The sequence below is a fragment of the Rufibacter latericius genome (genome assembly GCF_003721515.1).
Classification (GTDB): domain Bacteria; phylum Bacteroidota; class Bacteroidia; order Cytophagales; family Hymenobacteraceae; genus Nibribacter; species Nibribacter latericius.
The window spans coordinates 978466-997960 of the sequence record NZ_RJJD01000001.1 but is presented as its reverse complement, the minus strand read 5'-3'; the positions used below and the strand labels follow the sequence as shown (position 1 = coordinate 997960).

Here is a 19495-nt window from a genome sequence, read left to right as displayed (position 1 = left end):
TCAATTGTAATCAGATATAGAAAAATCAGCAGAAGAAGTCATTCCCCTACCCCCTTCAAAGGGGAACCGTGCGTTTAGGAAGCGTTATTCCAGTCGCTGGTGAGAACATTAAACCCATTTCAGGGGCAATTCTTCAAAAACAACCCCGAAACGCATTTAGCTAAGCGAAGGTCAGCAACCTATTAAAACAATTCTTATCTTCACAAATCCCAAACCATCACACCACTAACCCCTTTATTATGAAGCAGTTTTTTACCAACCATGTCACTGGCTGGAGGAAACCCGTGTTGCTGCTTTGCACGCTGGGTCTGTTCGTGGAGCCTACTTTGGCCCAGAACGCACCTGCCCCGGCAAAGAAAGACGGAGCCAAAAAAGAAGAGAAAAAAGACCTGCCCTTAGAAGCTGGCCGAACCATTGACATCAACACCAACGAAGGCTCCTGGTTGGCCCTGGATGTGCACCCCGCCGGTGGTCAGCTCATCTTCAGCATGCTGGGCGATTTGTACCTGCTGCCTATGGCTGGTGGCAAAGCCGAGCAATTAACTGAGGGCATGGCCCTGGATGTGCAGCCTCGCTTCAGCCCGGACGGTAAATCCATTGTGTTCCTCTCGGACCGCGACGGGAATGACAACGTGTGGGTGATGGACCTGGTGACCAAAAAGACCCGCCAAATCAGCAAAAGCAAAAACGAAAACTTCCAGGCAGCTGAGTGGACGCCAGATGGCGAATACCTGGTGGTATCACAAGGCCGCCGGAACTTGAAACTGCACCTGTACCACAAAGACAGCGGTAGCGGAACACAGTTAATTAAAACCCCGGAAACCCTGAAAACGGTGGAGCCGGCGTTTGGCAAAGACCCACGCTACATCTGGTATTCGCGCCGCACCGGTGGTTGGAACTACAACGCGCAGTTACCGCAGTACCAATTAGCCACGCTAGACCGCGAAACCGGCGAAACCGATACCCGCACCTCTCGCTACGGCTCAGCGTTCTCGCCAACCTTGTCTCCGGATGGCACCATGCTGGTCTACGGAACACGTCATAATAACCAAACCGGCCTTATTGTCCAGAACCTGAAATCCGGCGACGAGAAGTGGCTGGCCTATCCGGTGCAGCGCGATGAGCAGGAGTCTATTGCGCCGCTGGGTGTGTTGCCGGCTATGTCGTTCACGCCAGACAGCAAAGAACTGGTAGCTTCTTACGGTGGTAAAATCTACCGCATTCCGGTAAGCGGCGGCCAGGCGAAGGAGATTCCGTTCCAAGTGAATACCAAAATCGCCATTGGGCCGAAAGTGGAGTTTAAATACTCCATCAATGATGACAAAACCATGAAGGTGACGCAAATCCGTGATGCGGCTATGTCACCAGATGGTAAACGTTTAGCCTTTACAGCGCTAGACAGATTGTACATTACGGATTACCCCAACGGCACACCAAAACGTGTCACTACCAATGATTTCACTGAGGCACAACCGTCCTGGTCGCCTGACGGCAAGGAGCTGGTATTTGTGACTTGGCACGAGAAAATGGGTGGCGCTATCTACAAAGTAGCTGCCAACGGAAAAGCAAAACCCGTAAAACTGAGCCAGGAGAACTCCGTTTTCCAGGAGCCGGTTTGGTCACCTAAAGGAGACAAAATCGTGTTCGTGAAAGGCTCGGCGCAAACGTATCGTGAGTCGGCTGGTCCGGGTGCGTTTGATGCGCGGCAGACTATTAACTGGATTTCGGCGAAAGGCGGTGCGAGCACGTTTGTGACCAAAGCCAACCTGGGTGCCAACCCGCACTTTGTGCAAGGCGATGACCGCATTTACCTGTACAGCTCCACTGACGGGTTGATTTCTATTCGTTGGGATGGCACCGATAAGAAGCCGTACGTGAAAGTGAAAGGTATCACCACGTTCGGGTCGTTTGCCGATATGCTGGAAGAGGAAATGAGCCACAACACGCACGTAAACGAGCGTGAACCGCAGCAACAAGCCTCAACCGCTACTACCATTATCAAAGCGCCAAAAGGCGACAAAGCCCTGGCTTTGATCAACAACGAGATTTACGTGGTAACCATCCCGTTTGTAGGCGGTGAAACCCCAACCATCTCCGTAGCCGACATCGCCAGTTCACAATTTCCTTCCTGGAAACTAACCGACATTGGTGGTCAGTTCCCAAGCTGGTCCGCCGATGGAAAGAGCGTGTATTGGTCTATCGGAAACGCCTTCTTCGCTTATAACATGGACCAGGCCTTCGCGAAGAAACGCGAACTGGAAGCCGCCGAGGAACTGAAGAAAGACGCTAAACCAACCACCGAAGTTAAGAAGGACAGCACCGGTGCCAAAGAGGCTGTGAAGATTGAAGGCTACAAGCCGGTAGAAACCAGAATCGCCATCACGGTGCCGCGTGACATCCCAACCGGAAACATCCTGTTGAAAGGTGCCCGCATCATCACCATGAACGGTGACGAGGTGATTGAAAACGGGGACATCCTGATTCAGGACAACCGCATCAAGGCAGTTGGTGCATCCGGCACGTTGACCGTTCCGCAGAACGCTACCGTGATGGACGTGAAAGGAAAAACTATCACACCTGGCTTCGTGGATACCCACGCGCACATGTGGCCACGCTGGGGCGTTCACTCCAACCAGGTGTGGATTTACGCCGCGAACCTCGCTTACGGGGTAACTACCACCCGCGACCCACAAACCGCTACTACCGACGTGTTAACCTACTCTGACATGGTGGAAACCGGCAAGATGATTGGACCACGCGTGTACTCTACTGGCCCAGGCGTTGGCTACTGGTCGTATAATCTGAAGAGCTTAGACCACGCCAAGAGCGTCCTGAAGCAGTACTCAGATTACTACAACACCAAGACCATTAAAATGTACCTGGTGGGGAATCGTCAGCACCGTCAGTGGATTATCATGGCCGCTAAAGAGCAAGGCCTGATGCCAACCACCGAAGGTGGTCTTGATTTCAAACTGAACCTCACTGAAGTTCTGGACGGCTACCCAGGCCACGAGCACTCGTACCCAATTTTCCCGCTGTACAAAGACGTGCTGGAGTTTGTGTCTAAGTCGCAGATTGCCTACACCCCAACCTTGCTTGTTTCTTACGGCGGACCTTGGGCCGAGAACTACTACTATGCCACCGAAAATGTGATTGGCGATAAGAAGCTTAACTACTTCACCCCTAAAGTGGAGTTGGATGAAAAAGCCCGCCGTAGAGCAGGTTGGTTCTCTAAAGAAGAACACGTTTTTGACAAGCATGCGCAGTTTGTGAATAGCCTGGTGAAAGACGGCGGTCTGGCCGGTGTTGGCTCGCATGGACAGTTGCAAGGCTTGGGCTACCATTGGGAACTTTGGTCTATTCAGTCAGGTGGCATGAAGAACCTGGATGCCTTGAAAGTAGCCACCATCTTAGGTGCAAAATCCTTAGGCTTGGACGGTGATTTAGGCTCTATCCAGAACGGTAAACTGGCGGATTTGGTCATCATGGACCAGAACCCGTTGGAGAACATCCGCAACACCAACACCATCAAATATGTGATGCGGAACGGTCGTCTGTACGATGCCAACACCCTGGATGAACTGGCTCCAACCAAGAAGAAAGCCCCAGATTTTGACTGGCACAGCGCGCTTCCGTTAGGCGTACCTGGTGTTCAGGAATAGTTTCTGAAAACGATTGAGAAAAGCCTCCCTTGCCTAGCAGGGGAGGCTTTTTGTTTAGGGGCAGTTTTGGTTAAATCGGCCTAAAACAGAAGCAATCTCGTATCATAGATTTTCCCTAAAGACAGAGAAATAAAAACAAGTACACCTAACCACCCACATTCCTAGAAAATGAAATTAGCTGGAAATACAGTACTGGTCACCGGAGGAGGTTCCGGGATTGGCCTTGCCATTGCCGAACGTTTTCTGAACGCCGGCAGTACCGTCATCATCTGCGGCCGAAGAGCCGATAAGCTTAACGAGGTCAAGGCCCAGTACCCCGAGATTCATACCATTGCCTGTGACGTAGCCCGCGAGGCCGACCGCATCGCCCTGCTGGAGTGGACCACCGCTGAATTCCCGCAGTTGAATGTGCTGGTGAACAACGCCGGTATTCAGCGGCGGGTCAACCTGGTAGACGAGCAGGAGGAGTGGAGCCAAACGCAACAGGAAATCGCCATTAACCTGGAAGCGCCCATTCACCTAAGCAGCCTCTTTGTGCCCCACCTGCGCCAACAAGAAACGGCAGCCATCATCAATGTCACTTCGGGGCTGGCCTTTACGCCGGGTGTTTTCGCGCCGGTGTATTGCGCCACCAAAGCGGCTCTGCATTCCTTTACCATGTCGTTGCGGTACTTGCTTTCCAAAACCAGCGTGGAAGTGGTGGAAATTGTGCCGCCTGCTGTGAATACCGACTTGGGGGGAACCGGCTTGCACACCTTCGGGGCACCGCTGAATGAGTTCGCTGACTCGGTGATGCAGCGCATTGACAACGGGGAACTGGAAGTTGGTTTCGGGACTTCGGAAGTGAGAAGAAAAGCCTCCCGGGAAGAAAATGATGCCTTCTTTCTGGAGATGAATTCCAGATGGGCGTAAGCGTTTTGGGGCCCTTTTCCGAAATCAGGCTTCAAACCCTTCCCCGAACCCTTTTTATTTCCTTGGCCTCAGGGAATCAGAGAAGTACTTTTAAGGATAAAGGTCTGGCTTTTAAGGTTTAAAATTTGTAACTTCCGTGCAGGGCGAAGCCTTGTTTCTCTCTTCTGCAGATTGCAAAAGATTGTTTTCCTGTAAGTGCTTTCCCTTTCTAGTTTTCACTCCTTATTTTTTGGAAAGATGAGATGGGTATATAGTGTGAAACATAAAACAAAGGCCGCATTGCTGCTGGCGGTGGTGATGGTCTTGGTACTGGCTAAAAATACGCTGGACAATAAAACGGTGACGAAACTGGGTACTTCCTTCGCCACCGTCTACGAAGACCGGCTGCTGGTGGAAAGTTACATTTACCAACTGTCTGGGCACCTGTACCAGAAGAAAATGCTGGTGGACAATTCTTTTTATGCCGGGAATGATGGCCATCTGGCTTCCGGGTTACAGGAAAACAACCTGGCCATTGCCACCCTGCTCACAGAATTTGGCAAAACCCGGTTAACCGATGCCGAAGCCAGGTACTTAGTTGCCTTTGACCGAAACCACCGGGAACTGAAAGCTTTGGAAAACCAATATTTGCGGCAGTTGGGAGGAAAAGAGGTGTTGCCAGCCAAGAAAGAGTTGGATACCCGGTTCCAACAGGCTACAAACTACCTGAACCAACTTTCCCGCATTCAGGTCGCAGAAGGCAAACGGTTGAATGATTCGTCTCAGCAGATGATGGCAGGGTCGGCTATTCTTACCCAGCTGGAGTTTGTTTTGATCATCGTCATCGGCATCCTGATTCAAATGCTTATTTTCGCCTCTAAATCAAGGTTCTCTAAGTTTCCACAAAATCCTATGCTGAACTAGAGAGATTTGCCTGTGCTTCTGTTCGGCTTAGAGAACGAGGCAGGTTTCGTAAATCATTTTCATTTTACAAGCTGAAAACCAGTTATGAAAAGTACAATACAGATCCTGATCATTGCCTCTCTGTGCTGCGGGGTAGGGTGTTCCAAAAGCAAAAATGAGCCAGCCGCAGGAGCCGATACCGCGAAGAATACCTCTTTGCCGGTAAATACCTCTTCTAACTCTACTGCGCCAGTAACTTCACAACCGGCCACCGTAGGCCAACAAACGCCTGCTGGCACTCCGGTAGTGACCACTGGTTTAAACCCTGCTCACGGCGAGCCGGGCCATCGGTGCGATATCCAGGTGGGCGCGCCCTTGAACTCGCCTCCCGGAGTAACCGTTAATCCGGGGGTAACCCCCAACTCAGGCGCTACGGCCACTCCTAATGCCCGGCCTTCTGCTTTGCCGCCCGCCCCTGTTCTACCCATGGGCCCTCCGGTTACCACCGCCAAAGGCATGAACCCGCCCCACGGGCAACCGGGGCATGACTGTAGTATTGCCGTAGGAGCTCCTTTGAAGAAGTAGTTTAGAAGAAATAGCATAGAAAAAGCGCAGCAAACCACTGCGCTTTTTCTATGCTATTTCTGGCTTGTTTTTACAAAAGCTGCCTTAAAACGGAGGGTAAAATCTATTCCTTGAACGATCACAAGAGGAGGACTCTGGTTGAAGCATCCTTCCTTTTTCCCGGCGCCCGTTCAATTTTAAGGCAGTGTCTACTTCTTCTTTTTCTTCCCAGCCTTCCTAACCGCCTTGCTATACTTTGCAATCAGCGGCATGGTAGAATCGGTGTCGAAAACGCCGTAGAGGCCCTGTTCTTCCTGGGGGGGATCGCCCATGAGGTCATCGCCGGGTTTCCAGAAGTGGCGGGTTGGGTGAGGACGGGCGATTCCGTTGAAGGCCCAGAAGTTGGCCCCGGCTAGAGCATCTTTCGCTTTAGCGCTGGAAAGTACGCGTTCAAACACCTGCGTGTAATATCGGTCGCGGTGGTTGGTTTTGGCCGAGGGGCTGAACTCGTTGTTATCCCGCTGCAACCCAAATTCCTCCATCACAATTGGTTTCTTCTGCTCCCGGGCGAAGGTGATGTGCCGGTCCATGTACTGCATGGTCTTCACAATAGCAGAATCCAAAGAGCCACTGATGTTCTTATTATCCAGCCAGCCCCAGTTGCGCGGCCAGATGTGCATGGTAAAGTAATCGATATTGGGATCAGTGTGGACTTGTTTGAACACGTCCATGGAGCCCTCTGAGCCGTGCGAGCCTTCTGAGCCGGTAGACACCAGGTGGTTTTTGTCCAGGGACTTGATCAGGGCAGCGGTGCTTTTGATCCATTGGTCATAAGCGGGCACGTTGGCCATGGAGAAGGCGCGGGGCTCATTGGCGATCTGCCAGGACATGATCACGGGGTCCTCTGTGTACTTCTGGTTCGTGAACTGGTTCGTGCGGCTTAGCATGAATCTGATATGGTCGGCGAATTGCTCCTTGCAGGGATCGCACTGGTGAAACTGACCGGAGTACTTCATGAAGCTGGCCCAGTCATTGTTGTTAGCCAAGGCGTAGGGAATGGGCACGTTGGTGTTCCAGTTCACATATTGGCTAAAACCACCCGACCATTCCCAGGCGTTGTTCAGGTACAGCACCGCTTTCATGTCGCGTTTGGCCATCTCGGCGAGCAGGAAATCCAAACCAGCCAGCAGCGTGTCATTGTACACGCCGGGTGACATCTGCAGAGCTGGCGAGACGCGGTACGGCTGGTTGTTCGGGCCTTCGGCGCCGGCCAGGATTCTAAGGTTCGTGACACCGGCTTTCTTAAGCAAATCCAACTCCTTTACCAATCTTTTGCGATCCCCGCCCTGACCGGTAGAGGCCAACAAACCACCGTACCAATAATTCGTCCCGATGTAGTAGTAAGGCTTGCCGCCTAACGTAAAGGTATGTCCATCGGTTTTCACAAAGTCCGATGCTTTCTGGGCAAGAACCTGGGTGAAAGAAGCGCAAAGGAGAGCTACAAGAAAGTAAATACTTTTCATGTGGAGTACAAAGGAAGAAGATAATTCTAGATGGTATGTTACTTACGGGGCCAGTTATCAGTCCGGAAGGTGGAGGCGGGTAGACCTGCCTTGTTGAAGAGGTTAGGTACAGCGGTGTTGTTCCAGCCCATCCGCACAGCTACCGGCTTTTTCACTTCCTTGGCGCTCACCACAATGGTTTTGCCGTCTATTTTGGCTTTGGCGGGCACAAACTTCTGGTCTTCGCCGGCAATCTCAAAATGGGTGAGTTCTTTGCCTTTGGCTACCAAGCCTTGGTCTGCGTGGTCAAAAGACAGTCGAATTTTGTTTCCTTCCACTTTCATGTCGCGGTACACGGGGCCAGAGAAGGCCACCTCTTTTTTACCGTAGGTTTTGTTCAGAGCCCAGGAGGCGAGGCGTTTGCCTACATCCAGTTTGTTTCTGGGGTGAATGTCCACCGTATCGCCCACGTCACTGATGACCGCCATGCCAGTTTTCGGAACGGTCATGGTTTTCAGCTGGGCCTCGGCGAGCCGCACCCGTTCTTCGGGGGTGCCGTACTTCCAGGGCGCGATCTGCACGTAGTAGAAGGGGAAATCATTTTTCCAGGAGGTGCGCCAATCCTGGATAAGGGTGGGCAGCATCTGGGCATACACTTCGGGGGCATCTACGTTAGATTCCCCCTGGTACCACAGGGCACCTGCCAGCCGGAAGGGGATGAGCGGCGCAATCATGGCGTTGTAGGCTTTGGCTGGCTGCACCGGACCGTATTCTACCTCTTTGCGTTTTGCGGCTGCTTCGGCCAAAACAGGGTTAGAAGCGATGGCCTGCCCGCTGAACCAAATCTCGATGGGGGTGCCACCCCAGCTGCTGTTGATCAACCCGACCGGCGTGTTCAGGTTCCGGTGAATTTCCCTCCCGAAGAAGTAGCCCACCGAGCTGAAGTTCTTCATGGTTTCCGGCGTGCAGACTACCCATTGGCCCTGCAGGTCCACCTGCGGAGCATCGGCGGTGCGTTTGGAGGCCTGGAAAAACCGGATGGAGGGGTAATTGGCTTCCTTGATGTGCAGCTCGGCATTGTCTATTCCGGCGTTGGCATTCCAGTCCATGTTAGATTGACCGGAGCATAACCAGACCTCGCCCAGCAACACGTCTTCCAGCACCAGGGTGTTGTAGCCTTTCACGGTCACGGTCTGCGGGCCGTTGGCGGCGGAAGTCTGCAGTTTTACTGACCATTGCGCCTGGTTATTGACCTTGGTTTTAACGGGTTTGTTGTCCCAGCTGCCGGTCACGGTGACTTCTTCGCCGGTGCTGCCCCAACCCCAGAGAATGACCTCGGCGTTTCGTTGCAGCACCATGTGGCTTCCAAGGATGGCTGGCAGGGAGACCGCTCCCGCCGAGGTGGAAGAGGCGGAAAGGAGCGCGACAATGAAAAGTTTTTTCAGTGATTTCAGTTTCATCTTTCCTGAACTATGACGTGAATGGTGAAGGTTAGCGGAAGCCAATGCAGGGGTTCTTCGCTGGCGGCCGCTAGAAAGCATTTAGGGCCTGCTTTCTGGAAAACAGGCCCTAAACAAAGAAACGAAATTTATTCAGACAGAACCAGTAGTACTATGTCGTGCGCGGGTACGGTGGCTTCAAAGGCTTTCTTGGTGGTACCCTGGGCTTTCTTCGTCCACACGTTCCAAATTTTGTAAGTGGTAGTATTGGCGTTCAGTTCCCGTTTGGAAAGGTCATCGTTGATGGGCGTTTTCTTCCAGTCAAAGGTCACTTTCTGAGGATTCTTTGCCCTGTTCAGGAAAGTAACGGCCCACTTTCCGCCATCCAGAGGTTTTACCCACGTTTCAAGGCTGTCTTTGGCAGAGAGTTTCAAGCCCTGAATGCCGAGTTTGTCCTGGTTGATGGCCAACACTTCTTTGTCGGTTAAGATGGCCACGGTTTCTTTGCTCATCTTGCGCAGGTCGTTTCCGGCAATGAGAGGCGCGGCGATCATGCTCCACATGGTGAAGTGGGCGCGGTCTTCGTTTACGGCCATTCCGTTACCTACTTCCATCATGTCTGGGTCGTTCCAGTGGCCTGGGCCCGCGTATTGTCTCAAGCCTTCCTGCTTGTCCAGGATCTGCATCACGCCCCATGATTTCCAGGTACCGTGATCTTCCACGCAGTCAAAGCAGTTGTAGATGTCGCCGGTGGTTCTCCACAGGTGCCCTACCGCCGGACCCCATTCCCAGGGCTTGTCATTACCCCACTCGCAGATGCTCAGTACCACCGGGCGGCCTGCTTTTTGCAGAGCGGCGGCGATAGTTTTGTAAGCACCCTCGGCTTTCAGGCCTTCGGTGTTGCACCAATCATATTTAAGGTAATCGATGCCCCATGAGGCGTACATCTGGGCATCCTGGAACTCATAACCGCGGCTTCCCGGACGGCCACCGCAGGTCTGGGAACCGGCATCTGAATAGATACCCAGTTTCAACCCTTTGGAGTGCACGTAGTCGGCGAGGGCTTTCATGCCCGATGGGAAGCGCTTTGGATCAGCGTGGATAAAGCCCAGGCTGTCCCGGTCGCCGTGCCAGCAGTCGTCTATGTTGATGTACTCATAGCCGGCGGCTTTCATACCGGAACTCACCATGGCATCGGCGGTTTCCCGGATCAGTTTCTCGTCTACGTTGCAAGCGAATTTGTTCCAGCTGTTCCAGCCCATGGGCGGCGTCATGGCCAGGCCTTCATACTTCTTGTAGTTCTGCGCGTAGTTGTTTCCCTGGCTGAAAGCCGTAACCGAAAGCGTGAGGGCTGCCAGGGAGAGCAATAGTTTTTTCATGGGTTTTGTCTGGGCTGTTAGGTGAGTGGGAGTATGGAATTCAAGATTTGTTCGCTGTTTCTATCAGGACTGGTTTTAGGCCATTTCTTTGAAATCGGGCTGTAAACAGGCCCAGAAGTTTTAGGCGGAGAGCGCCGGATTTCCGTCGTTATTTCTGCAGCACCACTTTCCGGGAAATCTGTTCGCCTCCTTTTTGGATGGAAAGCACATACATGCCCGCCGGAAGCTGCTGAACCGGAAGCTGAACCTGGTTCAGCCCGCTCCTCAAATGCCGGGACACTTCCAATACTTTGGCTCCGGTGGTAGTGAACAGCGAAAACGTAGCCGTTAAAGGAGATTTGGTGGTGGTGCTGATGGTCAACTGGCCTTCCTGGGAAGGGTTGGGGTACACCGATAATTTCCCAAGTTCTTTTTCCAGCGCGCTGCTGGTCACCGCAGTGTAGCTCCGCCAGTTAGGCAATTCGTCCAGAGTGATGACATCTGGATCGTTGAAGACCGAGTGAATGAGGCTGGAGGCTTGTTTTCTGGTGTAATCCGCGCCCGGCCACACAGCAAACCAGGACCACCACGTCCCGAAGGTTCGGATGAATTCGGGGTTGGGGAGGTTGCCGGTCTCTGAGAGCGTGACCAGTTTCTTGCCGTTGAACAGGTTCTGCAGCTCGGTCCATTGGCCGCTCAGGTTAGAAGCCACAGCGGTGTTTTCGTAAATGTCAATGCCTACTATGTCTACGTACGCATCGCCGGGGTACCAATCGGGTTTCCCGCGTTCGGCGGTGTAGACCCAGATGAGGTTGTGCAGTTGGTGATGGTTGGTGAGGCGGTCGTACATCAGTTGCCAAAGCTCCCTGAACGGAGCGGCTCCCTGGGCGCCCCACCAAAACCAGCCACCGGCCGCCTCGTGCAAGGGACGCCACAGTACCGGAATGTCTTGTGCCTGAAACTTCTTCAGTTCTACCGCAATGGCATCAATATCACGAAGCAGAAGCTGGTAATTGGCCCCGTTTTTATCGGCGAGGGCGGTAGCAAAGTTAAAGGTGGTGGCCCGGGTGTAGAACCCGCTCCACCAGAGTTTGTCAGGGCTTTGGTTGATCAAATCAGTGGGGGCGTTCCAGTGCCACATCAGGCTGATGATGCCGCGGCCCTGGTCTTTTTGGGCCCATTGGATGGCTTTTTCCGAGAATCCCGTGGGGTTGGACCCAAACTGGATACGAGAAGGCGAGTACTCAATCAGGTCAAATGACCCGATGGCCGGATCTTTCCCTGAGTGCGTGCGCACGTAGTCCATTTCCTGAAGCTCGTTGGTTTCCTGCTGGGCCGCCAGCACTTTGGTTCCGTAGATGTCTACCAGATACGAGAACAGGTTCTTGGTGGAAGCCGTTGCGTTGGCATCGGTCAAGGTCTTGGGCGGTTTGGCCGGCAAAGGAATCGTGGCCGGACTTAGGTTAATGTAATCAATAATGTAGTATCCCCAGCCGCCGCCAATGGTAATGGAGTTAGCCCCTGCCGTCAGCAGGAACTTGCCCGCCTGCGCTGTGCCGTACCCTGAAACGGGGGTCAACATTCCCTCTGAACGACTTCCGTTTACCTCCAGCACGTACCCTTTCTCGCCCGATGGCGTGGCGTACCGGATGGTCAGGTCGTAGATGCCGGCTGTGGCAACGTCGACGGTGAACCGTACGTTCTTGGCGAAGGAATTGTCAAACCCCTGCACGTACCCACTGCCCGAAAACCCCGTCATGGAACTAGCCACGGTTACTCCCGTGCGGGTAGCGTTTTCAGCCTCAATTTTGATATCTGCTGCCTGGGTGCAAGAGGTAGAGGCCAGGAAAAAAGACAACGCCAACCAAGCCAGGTACGCCCGCCCTGAGACGGAGGAAAGTAATCGTAGAAGTGTTTTCATGCCAGGTAGTTGTGGGTACGAATTTGTTGAAAGTACTTCCTTTGTTTTCTCTGATCCGCGGCTAATCTGCTAGCTGTTTAGGGCTTATTTCTGAAAAACCACCCTAAAGCAGCAGCTTGCGGGAAGGCTTTAGGCTTTCGCCGACTTCTTGCATCTATGGATGATTTCCAGGCAGGCCCGAGCGTTGTGGTAAGGGCATTTCCAGAACCCGACCTTGTCTTCTTTGCTCATCAAAGAATAGTCATCGTTCACTCCCCAATGCCACTCGCCCCGCTCCAGGTCCAGGAAATAGGTCTGCGCGAATTTCCAAGAGTCCAAAGACCTTTGCAGAAAGTCCTCGGAGCCGGTCAGTTCGTAGGCGTTGAAGAAACCCACCATCGCCTCGGCGCTCACCCACCACTCACGGTGTTTGTCGTAGTGGTTCTCGTCCATGTTGAGCTCATGGTACAGGCTTCCGTCCGGGAGCAGGGCCTCTGCCGTGGCATGGGCCATGGTGAGTGCCACTTCCTTCACATTCGCCAGCAATTCCTCATCGCCCAGCACTTCGGCGGCTTCCTGCAACAGCCAGGAAGCCTCAATGTCATGGCCGTAGGAGACCAGGTTGGCCGAAGAGACCCAGTCGCGGGAGAAGAACAGTTTCAGGTGGCCGGTGTTCTGATCAATGATTCGCTGTAGGAACACCTCGATCAGGCCTCTGAGTTGTTTTTCCAGCAGTGGGTCCGGCCAGCCGCGGTACAGGTTAGCGTAGGCCTCCAAAATATGCAGGTGCGTATTCATGGTCTTGGGGTCGTTGCAGTCCTTCTCGCTCAGGCGCAGGTCCTCCAACAGTTCGCCCGTTTGGCTGAAAGCCTCCAGGTACCCGCCGTGCTCCGGATCGAAGCTGTACTGCTCAATCCACCGGAAAAGCCCTTGGCTCACCTGCAAAGCCTTTTCGTTTTGCGTGGCCAGGTGGTACTCGCTCATCCCGTAGATGGTGAAAGCTAGGGCGTAGATCTGTTTGCGGGTGTTCAGAGGCTGGCCCTGGGCGTCCACCATCCAGTAGATACCGCCGTGGGCGGTATCCAGGAAGGAGGTTGTCAGGTAATCAAAAGCGCGGGTCGCGATCTCCAGATACGTTTTCTGCCCCGTTTGCCGAAAAGCGGCTGAAAACGTCCACAGGATGCGGGCGTTCAGGATGCTACCCTTGGGCGCTTCGGGGTTCACCTTGCCGTTGTTATCGATCTGCCCCACGAAGCCGCCGCTCCGGTGGTCCAGGGTGTGCTCCGTCCAGAAAGCCAATATCCTCTCCAACTCGGTTTCCATCTCCTGCCGGTAGGTGGAAAGCTGGGAGGCAAGGGTGGTATCGGAAACGGTAGCCATCAATTCGCGCCGTTTAACTCGGGAGCCATCACCTGTTTCTTGCCTTTGATGTAGGCTTTGTTCTTCTCCGCCAGCAGGTTGATCTGCTCCACCGAGGCGGCAGAGCGGAGCCCGTCGGCCGGGGTGTTCAGCACATAGTCCAGAAGCTGATTCACGGTGGAGGTGGCCACGTGCATTCTGGTGTCAGAGGAGGCGTAGTAGATGAACACGGTGCCGTCCTCGTCCACAATCCAGCCGTTGGCGAAGGCCACGTTGGAAACGTCGCCCACCCGCTCCTCGCCCTCCGGGGCGATGAAATACCCGCCTGGTTTGGCAATTACCTTGGACGGGTCATCCAGGTCGCTCAGGAACATGTAGAGCACGTAGCGCAGGCCGGCGGCGGTGTTCCGTACGCCGTGCGCCAAATGAAGCCAGCCTTTCTCGGTTTTGATGGGAGCGGGGCCCTGGCCGTTCTTCACCTCGTACACCGTGTGGTAGGCCTTGGGGTCCACGATGAACTCCTCGTCCACCACGGCGTTCTCCATCGAGTCGGTGAGGCCCCAACCGATACCGCCGCGGCTGCCCGCCTCAATGAAGCTGTCCTGCGGACGGGTGTAGAGCGCGTATTTGCCGTTGATGAACTCAGGGTGCAGGACCACGTTGCGCTGCTGCGCCGAGGTGGATCTCAGGTCAGGCAGGCGTTCCCAGGAAACCAGGTCCCTGGTGCGGGCGATGCCACACTGCGCCACCGCAGATGACTCGTCGCCGGGTTGGGCGGCCGGGTCCTTGCGCTCGGTGCAGAACAGGCCGTAGATCCAGCCGTCCTCGTGCTGCACCACGCGCATGTCGTACACGTTGATGTCGGGGTCCTGGGTCTCGGGCATGGTGATGGGTTTCTCCCAGAACTGGAAGTTGTCGATGCCGTTGGGGCTCTCGGCCACCGCGAAGAAGGACTTGCGGTCGTTGCCCTCCACCCGCACCACCAGCAGGTACTTGCCATGGAGTTTGATGGCCCCGGCGTTGAAGGTGGCGTTGACCCCGATCCGCTCCATGAAGTACGGGTTGGTCTTCGGGTTCAGGTCATAGCGCCAGGCGATGGGGGCGTGCTGGTTGGTCAGGACTGGGTTCTTGTATCTATCGTAGATGCCGTTGCCGAGCGGCAGTTTCTCGTTCTTCTTGGTGATCAGGGCCGCATGGAACTGCTCCAGGGCCTGCTGTCTTTTTTGGAAGGGGTTTTCCATGGTGATTTGGGTAAAAGGGTTACTAAACGGCCTGTCAGGCCGCCTTTGACTTATGAAACAGAAACTAATTTTCGTTTGAGGATAGAGGCCACGGAGTCACCATCCTTGGGCAGTTTGTCCCACCAGGTTTTCTTCAGGATGGCGCTGCACACGATCAGGATACCGGTAGTCACCATAAGTTCGGTGTACATGGTCAGGATCAGGTAGATTGGGAGGAGCGTGAGGCTCATCTGCCACACCACGCCAATGACCACGTTGAACATGTCCAGCTTGAAGTTCTTGTTCTCCTCGAAGGACGGGTCCTCAGCCTTCACCTGCTGGGCCACCGGTTTCCAGAAGCCCCACGGACGCACGTTCCGGTAGAAGCTTTTCAGGGTCTCGGCCTCAGTGGGCGGAGCCGTGTAGGTGCCTATAAGGCTACCAGCCAGGGAAATGAGCAGCAGGTACGGGAAGTAGTAGAGGTCCAGGCCCTCGGTGAAGTACGGGAAGACCAGGGCCGCTATTATACCCACCAGCATGCCCCAGAAGAAGCCGTTAGCGTTGAAGCGCCACCAGTACCACTTGAGCACGTTGGCCGAGATGTAGCCGCCGTACAGACCCGCCACAATCCACTGCAGCAGGCTGTTCACGTCCTTGGCCAGGAAGCCCAGGGCCATGCTCACCAGCACTACCACAATGCCGGTGGCGTAGTTCATGCGGTTCACGGTAGCGTTGCTGGCCTTGGGGTTCACGTATTTCAGATATACGTCATTCACCAGATACGCCTGCGCCGCATTCAGGGTCCCTGCAAACGTGCCGATAAACGCCGCCAGAAGCCCGGCCAGGATCAGGCCCATCAAACCGGTGGGGGCGAACCGCTGGATGGCGGCCGGCAGGATTCTCTCAAAGTCGATGCCGCTTGCCGATTGCAGGTTCAGTTGGTCGTAGTTCAGGATGGCCAGCACCGTGAAGCCCATGATCATCAGGTACCGCGTAGGGATCAGCACCACCGAGACGAAGGCGCTCATCTTGGCCGCATCCTGCGGGGAGCGGGAGGAGAGGATCTTCTGCATGTCATAGTTGGGCGTGGGGCCGGCCAAGCTGGCCAGAATGCCCTTGAAGACCATCAGCGAGAAGAAGATCCCGAACAAAGAGTAACCGTCCGACTGGATCTTGGCGTTCACGTCGTCAATGATGCCGGTCCAGTCCATGTTGAGCGTGGCCCCGAAGAAAGGCGTCTTCCATTCCTCGGGCACGTTGAGCGGCGCGGTGTCCAGGTTGTTCATGGCCAGGATGGCCACCACAACGGAGGCGGCGGTCATGATGCCGTACTGCAGCACGTCGGCCCACACGATGCTGGCCATGCCGCCCAGAATGGAGTAGAAAACCGCGAAGAAGGTGAAGAGCATGCCGTAGAAGTGCGGCACGAACTCAGGCGAGACGGTGAAGGGCACATACGGCTGCACCACCGACCACGGCACGAAGATCTCCACGAACTTGCCCAGCCCGATGAAGCCGTAGGCCAGGAAGCCCAAACAGCTCAGCAAGGCGAAGGCCACCACGATGGCGTGCGACTTGTTGGAGTCGCGGCCCCGTCCGAAGCGGGTGAGCATCCACTCGGCCCCAGTGGTCACGTTGGAGCGGCGCAGCCAGGCGGCCAGGAACATCATCAGGAAGATCTGGTTGAAGGACGGCCACAGCCACGGGATCCAGATGCTCTTCAGGCCGTAGACGAAGCCCAGCATCACCATCCACATGGTGCCGGAGATGTCGAACATGCCCGAGGCATTGGAGAGGCCCAGCGCGTACCACGGCAGGGTGTTGCCGCCCAGCATGTACGCTTCCTTGTTGGCCTTGGCCCGGTTCTGCAGGATCAGCCCGATCGCCGCCACCGAGACGAGGTAGAGGATGATGATGCCGATGTCTAGCGCGGTTAGTTTCATGCGAAAGAAGTAAAGGTTTTGTTTTTAGTAGTGGTGTGAAGAGGCGGGGTGTGCGTTATTTTCTGCTGCCCAGTTTGTCCTGAGTAGTTGGAGCATAGAGACGTTCCTTGGCTACTTTGTCAAGGAAGAAGACTTTGGGATTCCTGTAAAAGACCTTAAAATCCTCGGCACTTTTCTGCCCGGGATAAGGCGCGTAGTAATGGTCTGTTCTGGCGTTTCGCCACACCATCACGTAAGACAAGCCAGCGTCCTGGACAATGGGCGAAAGGATGTTGGTCCACCAATCGGCCTGCGGTAAAGTTTCCAGGCCGGTTTCGCTTAAAGTCCAAACCTTGTTTTTCTCCTGGCCAATCTGACGCAACGTCTCCACCATCTGGCGGGCTTCCTTGATGTAGTTTTGGTTCGCCTGCGCTAGTTGTGCTGGATCTGCGGGCGGACGGTGGTAGATGTCAAACCCCACAATGTCTACGTAGTCATCGCCAGGGTACCGCTCCAGGTAATCCTCGCGGGAGGTGAAACGGTCGGTGGAGTAAGCGAACAGCAGATTGTTGGCTTTCTTCTTGCGCAGGTAGTCTACGGTGAAACGCCACATCTGCTTGTATTCCTCGGGAGAGCAATGCTTGCGGCCCCACCAGAACCAACTTCCGGTATGCTCGTGAAAAGGACGGAAAACCAACGGAATCAACTCACCGTTGGGGCCTTTCAGGCTTTTCATGAAACCGGCCAACCCATCTAACCACGACTTGTAACGTTTCATGGCGTTTTTGTCCTGGAACAGGTGCCGGATGGTAGAATCTGCCGCATCCCAGCTGGTTTTAGCCGGGTCCACGGGGTTGTTCAAGTGCCAGCTAAAGGTATTCAAACCACCTTTGGCGTACACTTCCTGCGCATACTCCCGCATTTTCTGGAACGGCACGCTGTCCAGGTTCATGGGTTTGTTCAGTTCCAAATGGCCCAGTTCCCAACCAACAACCGCAGGGTACTCGCCCACTACTTCCTTTACATCAGAGCGGCCTGGTTCATATTTCCAACCAACCCCATACGCCAACGCATCCTGGTGGCCGAACATGATACCTTTCTGGGAAAGGCGTTTCAGGTTGGTGTAGAGGTTCCTGGTTTCAGGGGTGGCTTTCTTGTTAATGGGAGAAACCTGCCCCTGGGAGGGAAGATAAGTGAACGCCAGTAAAAGGAAAGCCAGTAAGGTTCTAGTCATGGGTTCTAATTGGGAAAAGGTAAAGAATGTTCACCGTAAAGTAGCTTTAACTAGGCCATAGCCTACGCTTCTGTCTCTTCATTGGTGGTTTGCCGTTGAGCTTGTGCCAGAAGTGCACCAATGGAAATAAGTGCCCTTCTTTCTAAATGCAGAACAACTTATGGAGTACATCTAAGCTACTTTACAAAACTAGGTAGTTTTTAGGCTGAGGGGTAATACTATTTTATCGTTTGTTTGATGAAATATAGAAGAGACTAGCGGTGTTATGCCGGAACAGCCTTTTACATCTGATTCATCGGTGCTTTGCAAGAAAATGAAAAGCTCATGAAAATGAAGCCTATTGCTTGAGAAAAGCTATAGAAACACAATAATACTCTTTAAGTTTTTAACGAATAAATTGTTTGAAGCCACTGTGGACAAGAAGATAAATTCAGGAAGAATTACATGCGGAACCAGAAGGCAATGCTTGGCTGAGATATTATTGAGTCAATAACTGGTATTTTTTTAACCATTAGGCAGTAAGTAAACGCAAGAATGTGTAACTTCACAGAGTAAATCCGCTATTATGAGTGCTATCTACCGTGAAATTACCCCGTTAACCCAGAACGATTGTTTCACTTTGTTCTCCAGGGTAAAAGAGGAATTCAACTTCCCGCTTCACTACCATGAAGACTTTGAGTTGAACTTCATCTATAACGCCGCCGGGGCCAAGCGCGTGGTGGGCGACCACGTGGAAGTCATAGATGACCTGGAATTGGTGCTGGTGGGCAGCAACTTGCCGCACGGCTGGTTTACGCACCAATGCAAAAGCAAGGAAATTGTGGAGATCACCATCCAATTCCACAAAGACCTTTTTGACGAGAAGTTTCTGCGCCGCAACCAGTTGAGTTTTATCAGGGCTTTATTAGAGCGGGCCAGTAAGGGTATTTCTTTTTCCCGCGAGGTAAAGGAAGCGTTCAGGCCCAGGTTAGAACAACTCACCCAGAAAGGCGGCTTCGACTCGGTGCTGGAACTGATCTCCATTCTGCATGATCTGTCGGTTTCCCGTAACATGCGCACACTCTCCAACAGCACGTTCACCTCAGACCAGTTCAACTATTACAGCCGCCGCATAGAAAAGGCATTTGAGTACATGCAGACCTACTATGACAAGGAGGTTTCCCTCGCCGATGTGGCCAAAGTGGTGAATATGCCCGAAGTCTCTTTTAGCCGGTTTATCAAAAAACGGACAGGAAAAACCTTCATCGAAAGCTTGAACGAAATCAGGTTGGGCCATGCCTCCCGCATGCTCATTGATACCACTGAAACCATCTCTGAGGTGTCGTTTAAATGCGGCTTCAACAATCTGTCGTACTTCAACCGCATTTTCCGGCGCAAGAACGGGTGCACGCCTAAAGAATTCCGGCAGAACTACTCCGGTTCCAGGGTGTTTATCTAAACAGGATTCTTGGGTTTTAAGGCTGTTTTCTTGAAACCAGGTCTAAAACAAATCCCTTTCGCTAAGCATTACACAAGAAGAAGCCCGATCAGACAAGATGATG

13 protein-coding genes are annotated in these 19495 nt (G+C 53.7%); 5 read left to right on the top strand and 8 right to left on the bottom strand.

What is annotated here, in order from left to right; translation table 11 throughout:
* Positions 1–239 precede the first annotated feature (239 nt).
* The 4 genes from EFB08_RS03835 (at position 240) to EFB08_RS03820 (ending at position 6041) form a co-directional block, all read left to right on the top strand.
* On the top strand, positions 240–3662 hold the full coding sequence (locus tag EFB08_RS03835; protein WP_123125547.1) for an amidohydrolase family protein: 3423 nt from the start codon (positions 240–242) through the stop codon (positions 3660–3662).
* Positions 3663–3830: 168 nt separating this feature from the next.
* Positions 3831–4574: an SDR family oxidoreductase gene (locus EFB08_RS03830; protein WP_123125546.1), complete on the top strand. Its 744-nt coding sequence runs from the start codon at positions 3831–3833 to the stop codon at positions 4572–4574.
* Positions 4575–4829: 255 nt separating this feature from the next.
* On the top strand, positions 4830–5477 hold the full coding sequence (locus EFB08_RS03825) for an MCP four helix bundle domain-containing protein (RefSeq protein WP_165864789.1): 648 nt from the start codon (positions 4830–4832) through the stop codon (positions 5475–5477).
* Between the two features lie 84 nt (positions 5478–5561).
* A complete protein-coding gene (locus EFB08_RS03820) occupies positions 5562–6041 on the top strand; it encodes a RodZ family helix-turn-helix domain-containing protein (protein WP_123125544.1) in 480 nt (159 codons plus the stop codon).
* A gap of 188 nt (positions 6042–6229) precedes the next feature.
* Here the strand turns inward: EFB08_RS03820 and EFB08_RS03815 are convergent, their stop codons facing one another.
* The 8 genes from EFB08_RS03815 to EFB08_RS03780 form a co-directional block, all read right to left on the bottom strand.
* Positions 6230–7543: a glycoside hydrolase 5 family protein gene (locus EFB08_RS03815; RefSeq protein ID WP_123125543.1), complete on the bottom strand. Its 1314-nt coding sequence runs from the start codon at positions 7541–7543 to the stop codon at positions 6230–6232.
* Between the two features lie 38 nt (positions 7544–7581).
* Positions 7582–8982: a sialate O-acetylesterase gene (locus EFB08_RS03810; RefSeq protein WP_123125542.1), complete on the bottom strand. Its 1401-nt coding sequence runs from the start codon at positions 8980–8982 to the stop codon at positions 7582–7584.
* A gap of 128 nt (positions 8983–9110) precedes the next feature.
* The gene (locus tag EFB08_RS03805; protein ID WP_123125541.1) at positions 9111–10340 is read right to left on the bottom strand and encodes a glycoside hydrolase family 27 protein; all 1230 of its coding nucleotides are present in this window, start codon (positions 10338–10340) and stop codon (positions 9111–9113) included.
* Positions 10341–10488: 148 nt separating this feature from the next.
* Positions 10489–12240 (bottom strand): glycosyl hydrolase, encoded by a 1752-nt coding sequence (locus tag EFB08_RS03800; protein WP_165864788.1) that lies wholly within the window; start codon positions 12238–12240, stop codon positions 10489–10491.
* Between the two features lie 129 nt (positions 12241–12369).
* Positions 12370–13599 carry an AGE family epimerase/isomerase gene (locus tag EFB08_RS03795; protein WP_123125540.1) on the bottom strand — a complete coding sequence of 410 codons (1230 nt, stop codon included), beginning with the start codon at positions 13597–13599 and terminating at the stop codon, positions 12370–12372.
* Positions 13599–14819: a glycoside hydrolase family 130 protein gene (locus EFB08_RS03790; protein WP_123125539.1), complete on the bottom strand. Its 1221-nt coding sequence runs from the start codon at positions 14817–14819 to the stop codon at positions 13599–13601. The genes EFB08_RS03795 and EFB08_RS03790 overlap by 1 nt, the downstream gene beginning before the upstream one ends.
* A gap of 50 nt (positions 14820–14869) precedes the next feature.
* Positions 14870–16741, bottom strand: coding sequence for a sodium:solute symporter family protein (locus tag EFB08_RS03785; protein ID WP_123125538.1), 1872 nt, complete (start codon positions 16739–16741; stop codon positions 14870–14872).
* Positions 16742–16796: 55 nt separating this feature from the next.
* Positions 16797–17954 carry a glycoside hydrolase family 26 protein gene (locus EFB08_RS03780; protein WP_123125537.1) on the bottom strand — a complete coding sequence of 386 codons (1158 nt, stop codon included), beginning with the start codon at positions 17952–17954 and terminating at the stop codon, positions 16797–16799.
* Between the two features lie 565 nt (positions 17955–18519).
* On the opposite strand from EFB08_RS03780, the gene EFB08_RS03775 reads away from it, so the two are divergent.
* On the top strand, positions 18520–19392 hold the full coding sequence (locus EFB08_RS03775; RefSeq protein WP_123125536.1) for an AraC family transcriptional regulator: 873 nt from the start codon (positions 18520–18522) through the stop codon (positions 19390–19392).
* Positions 19393–19495 lie beyond the last annotated feature (103 nt).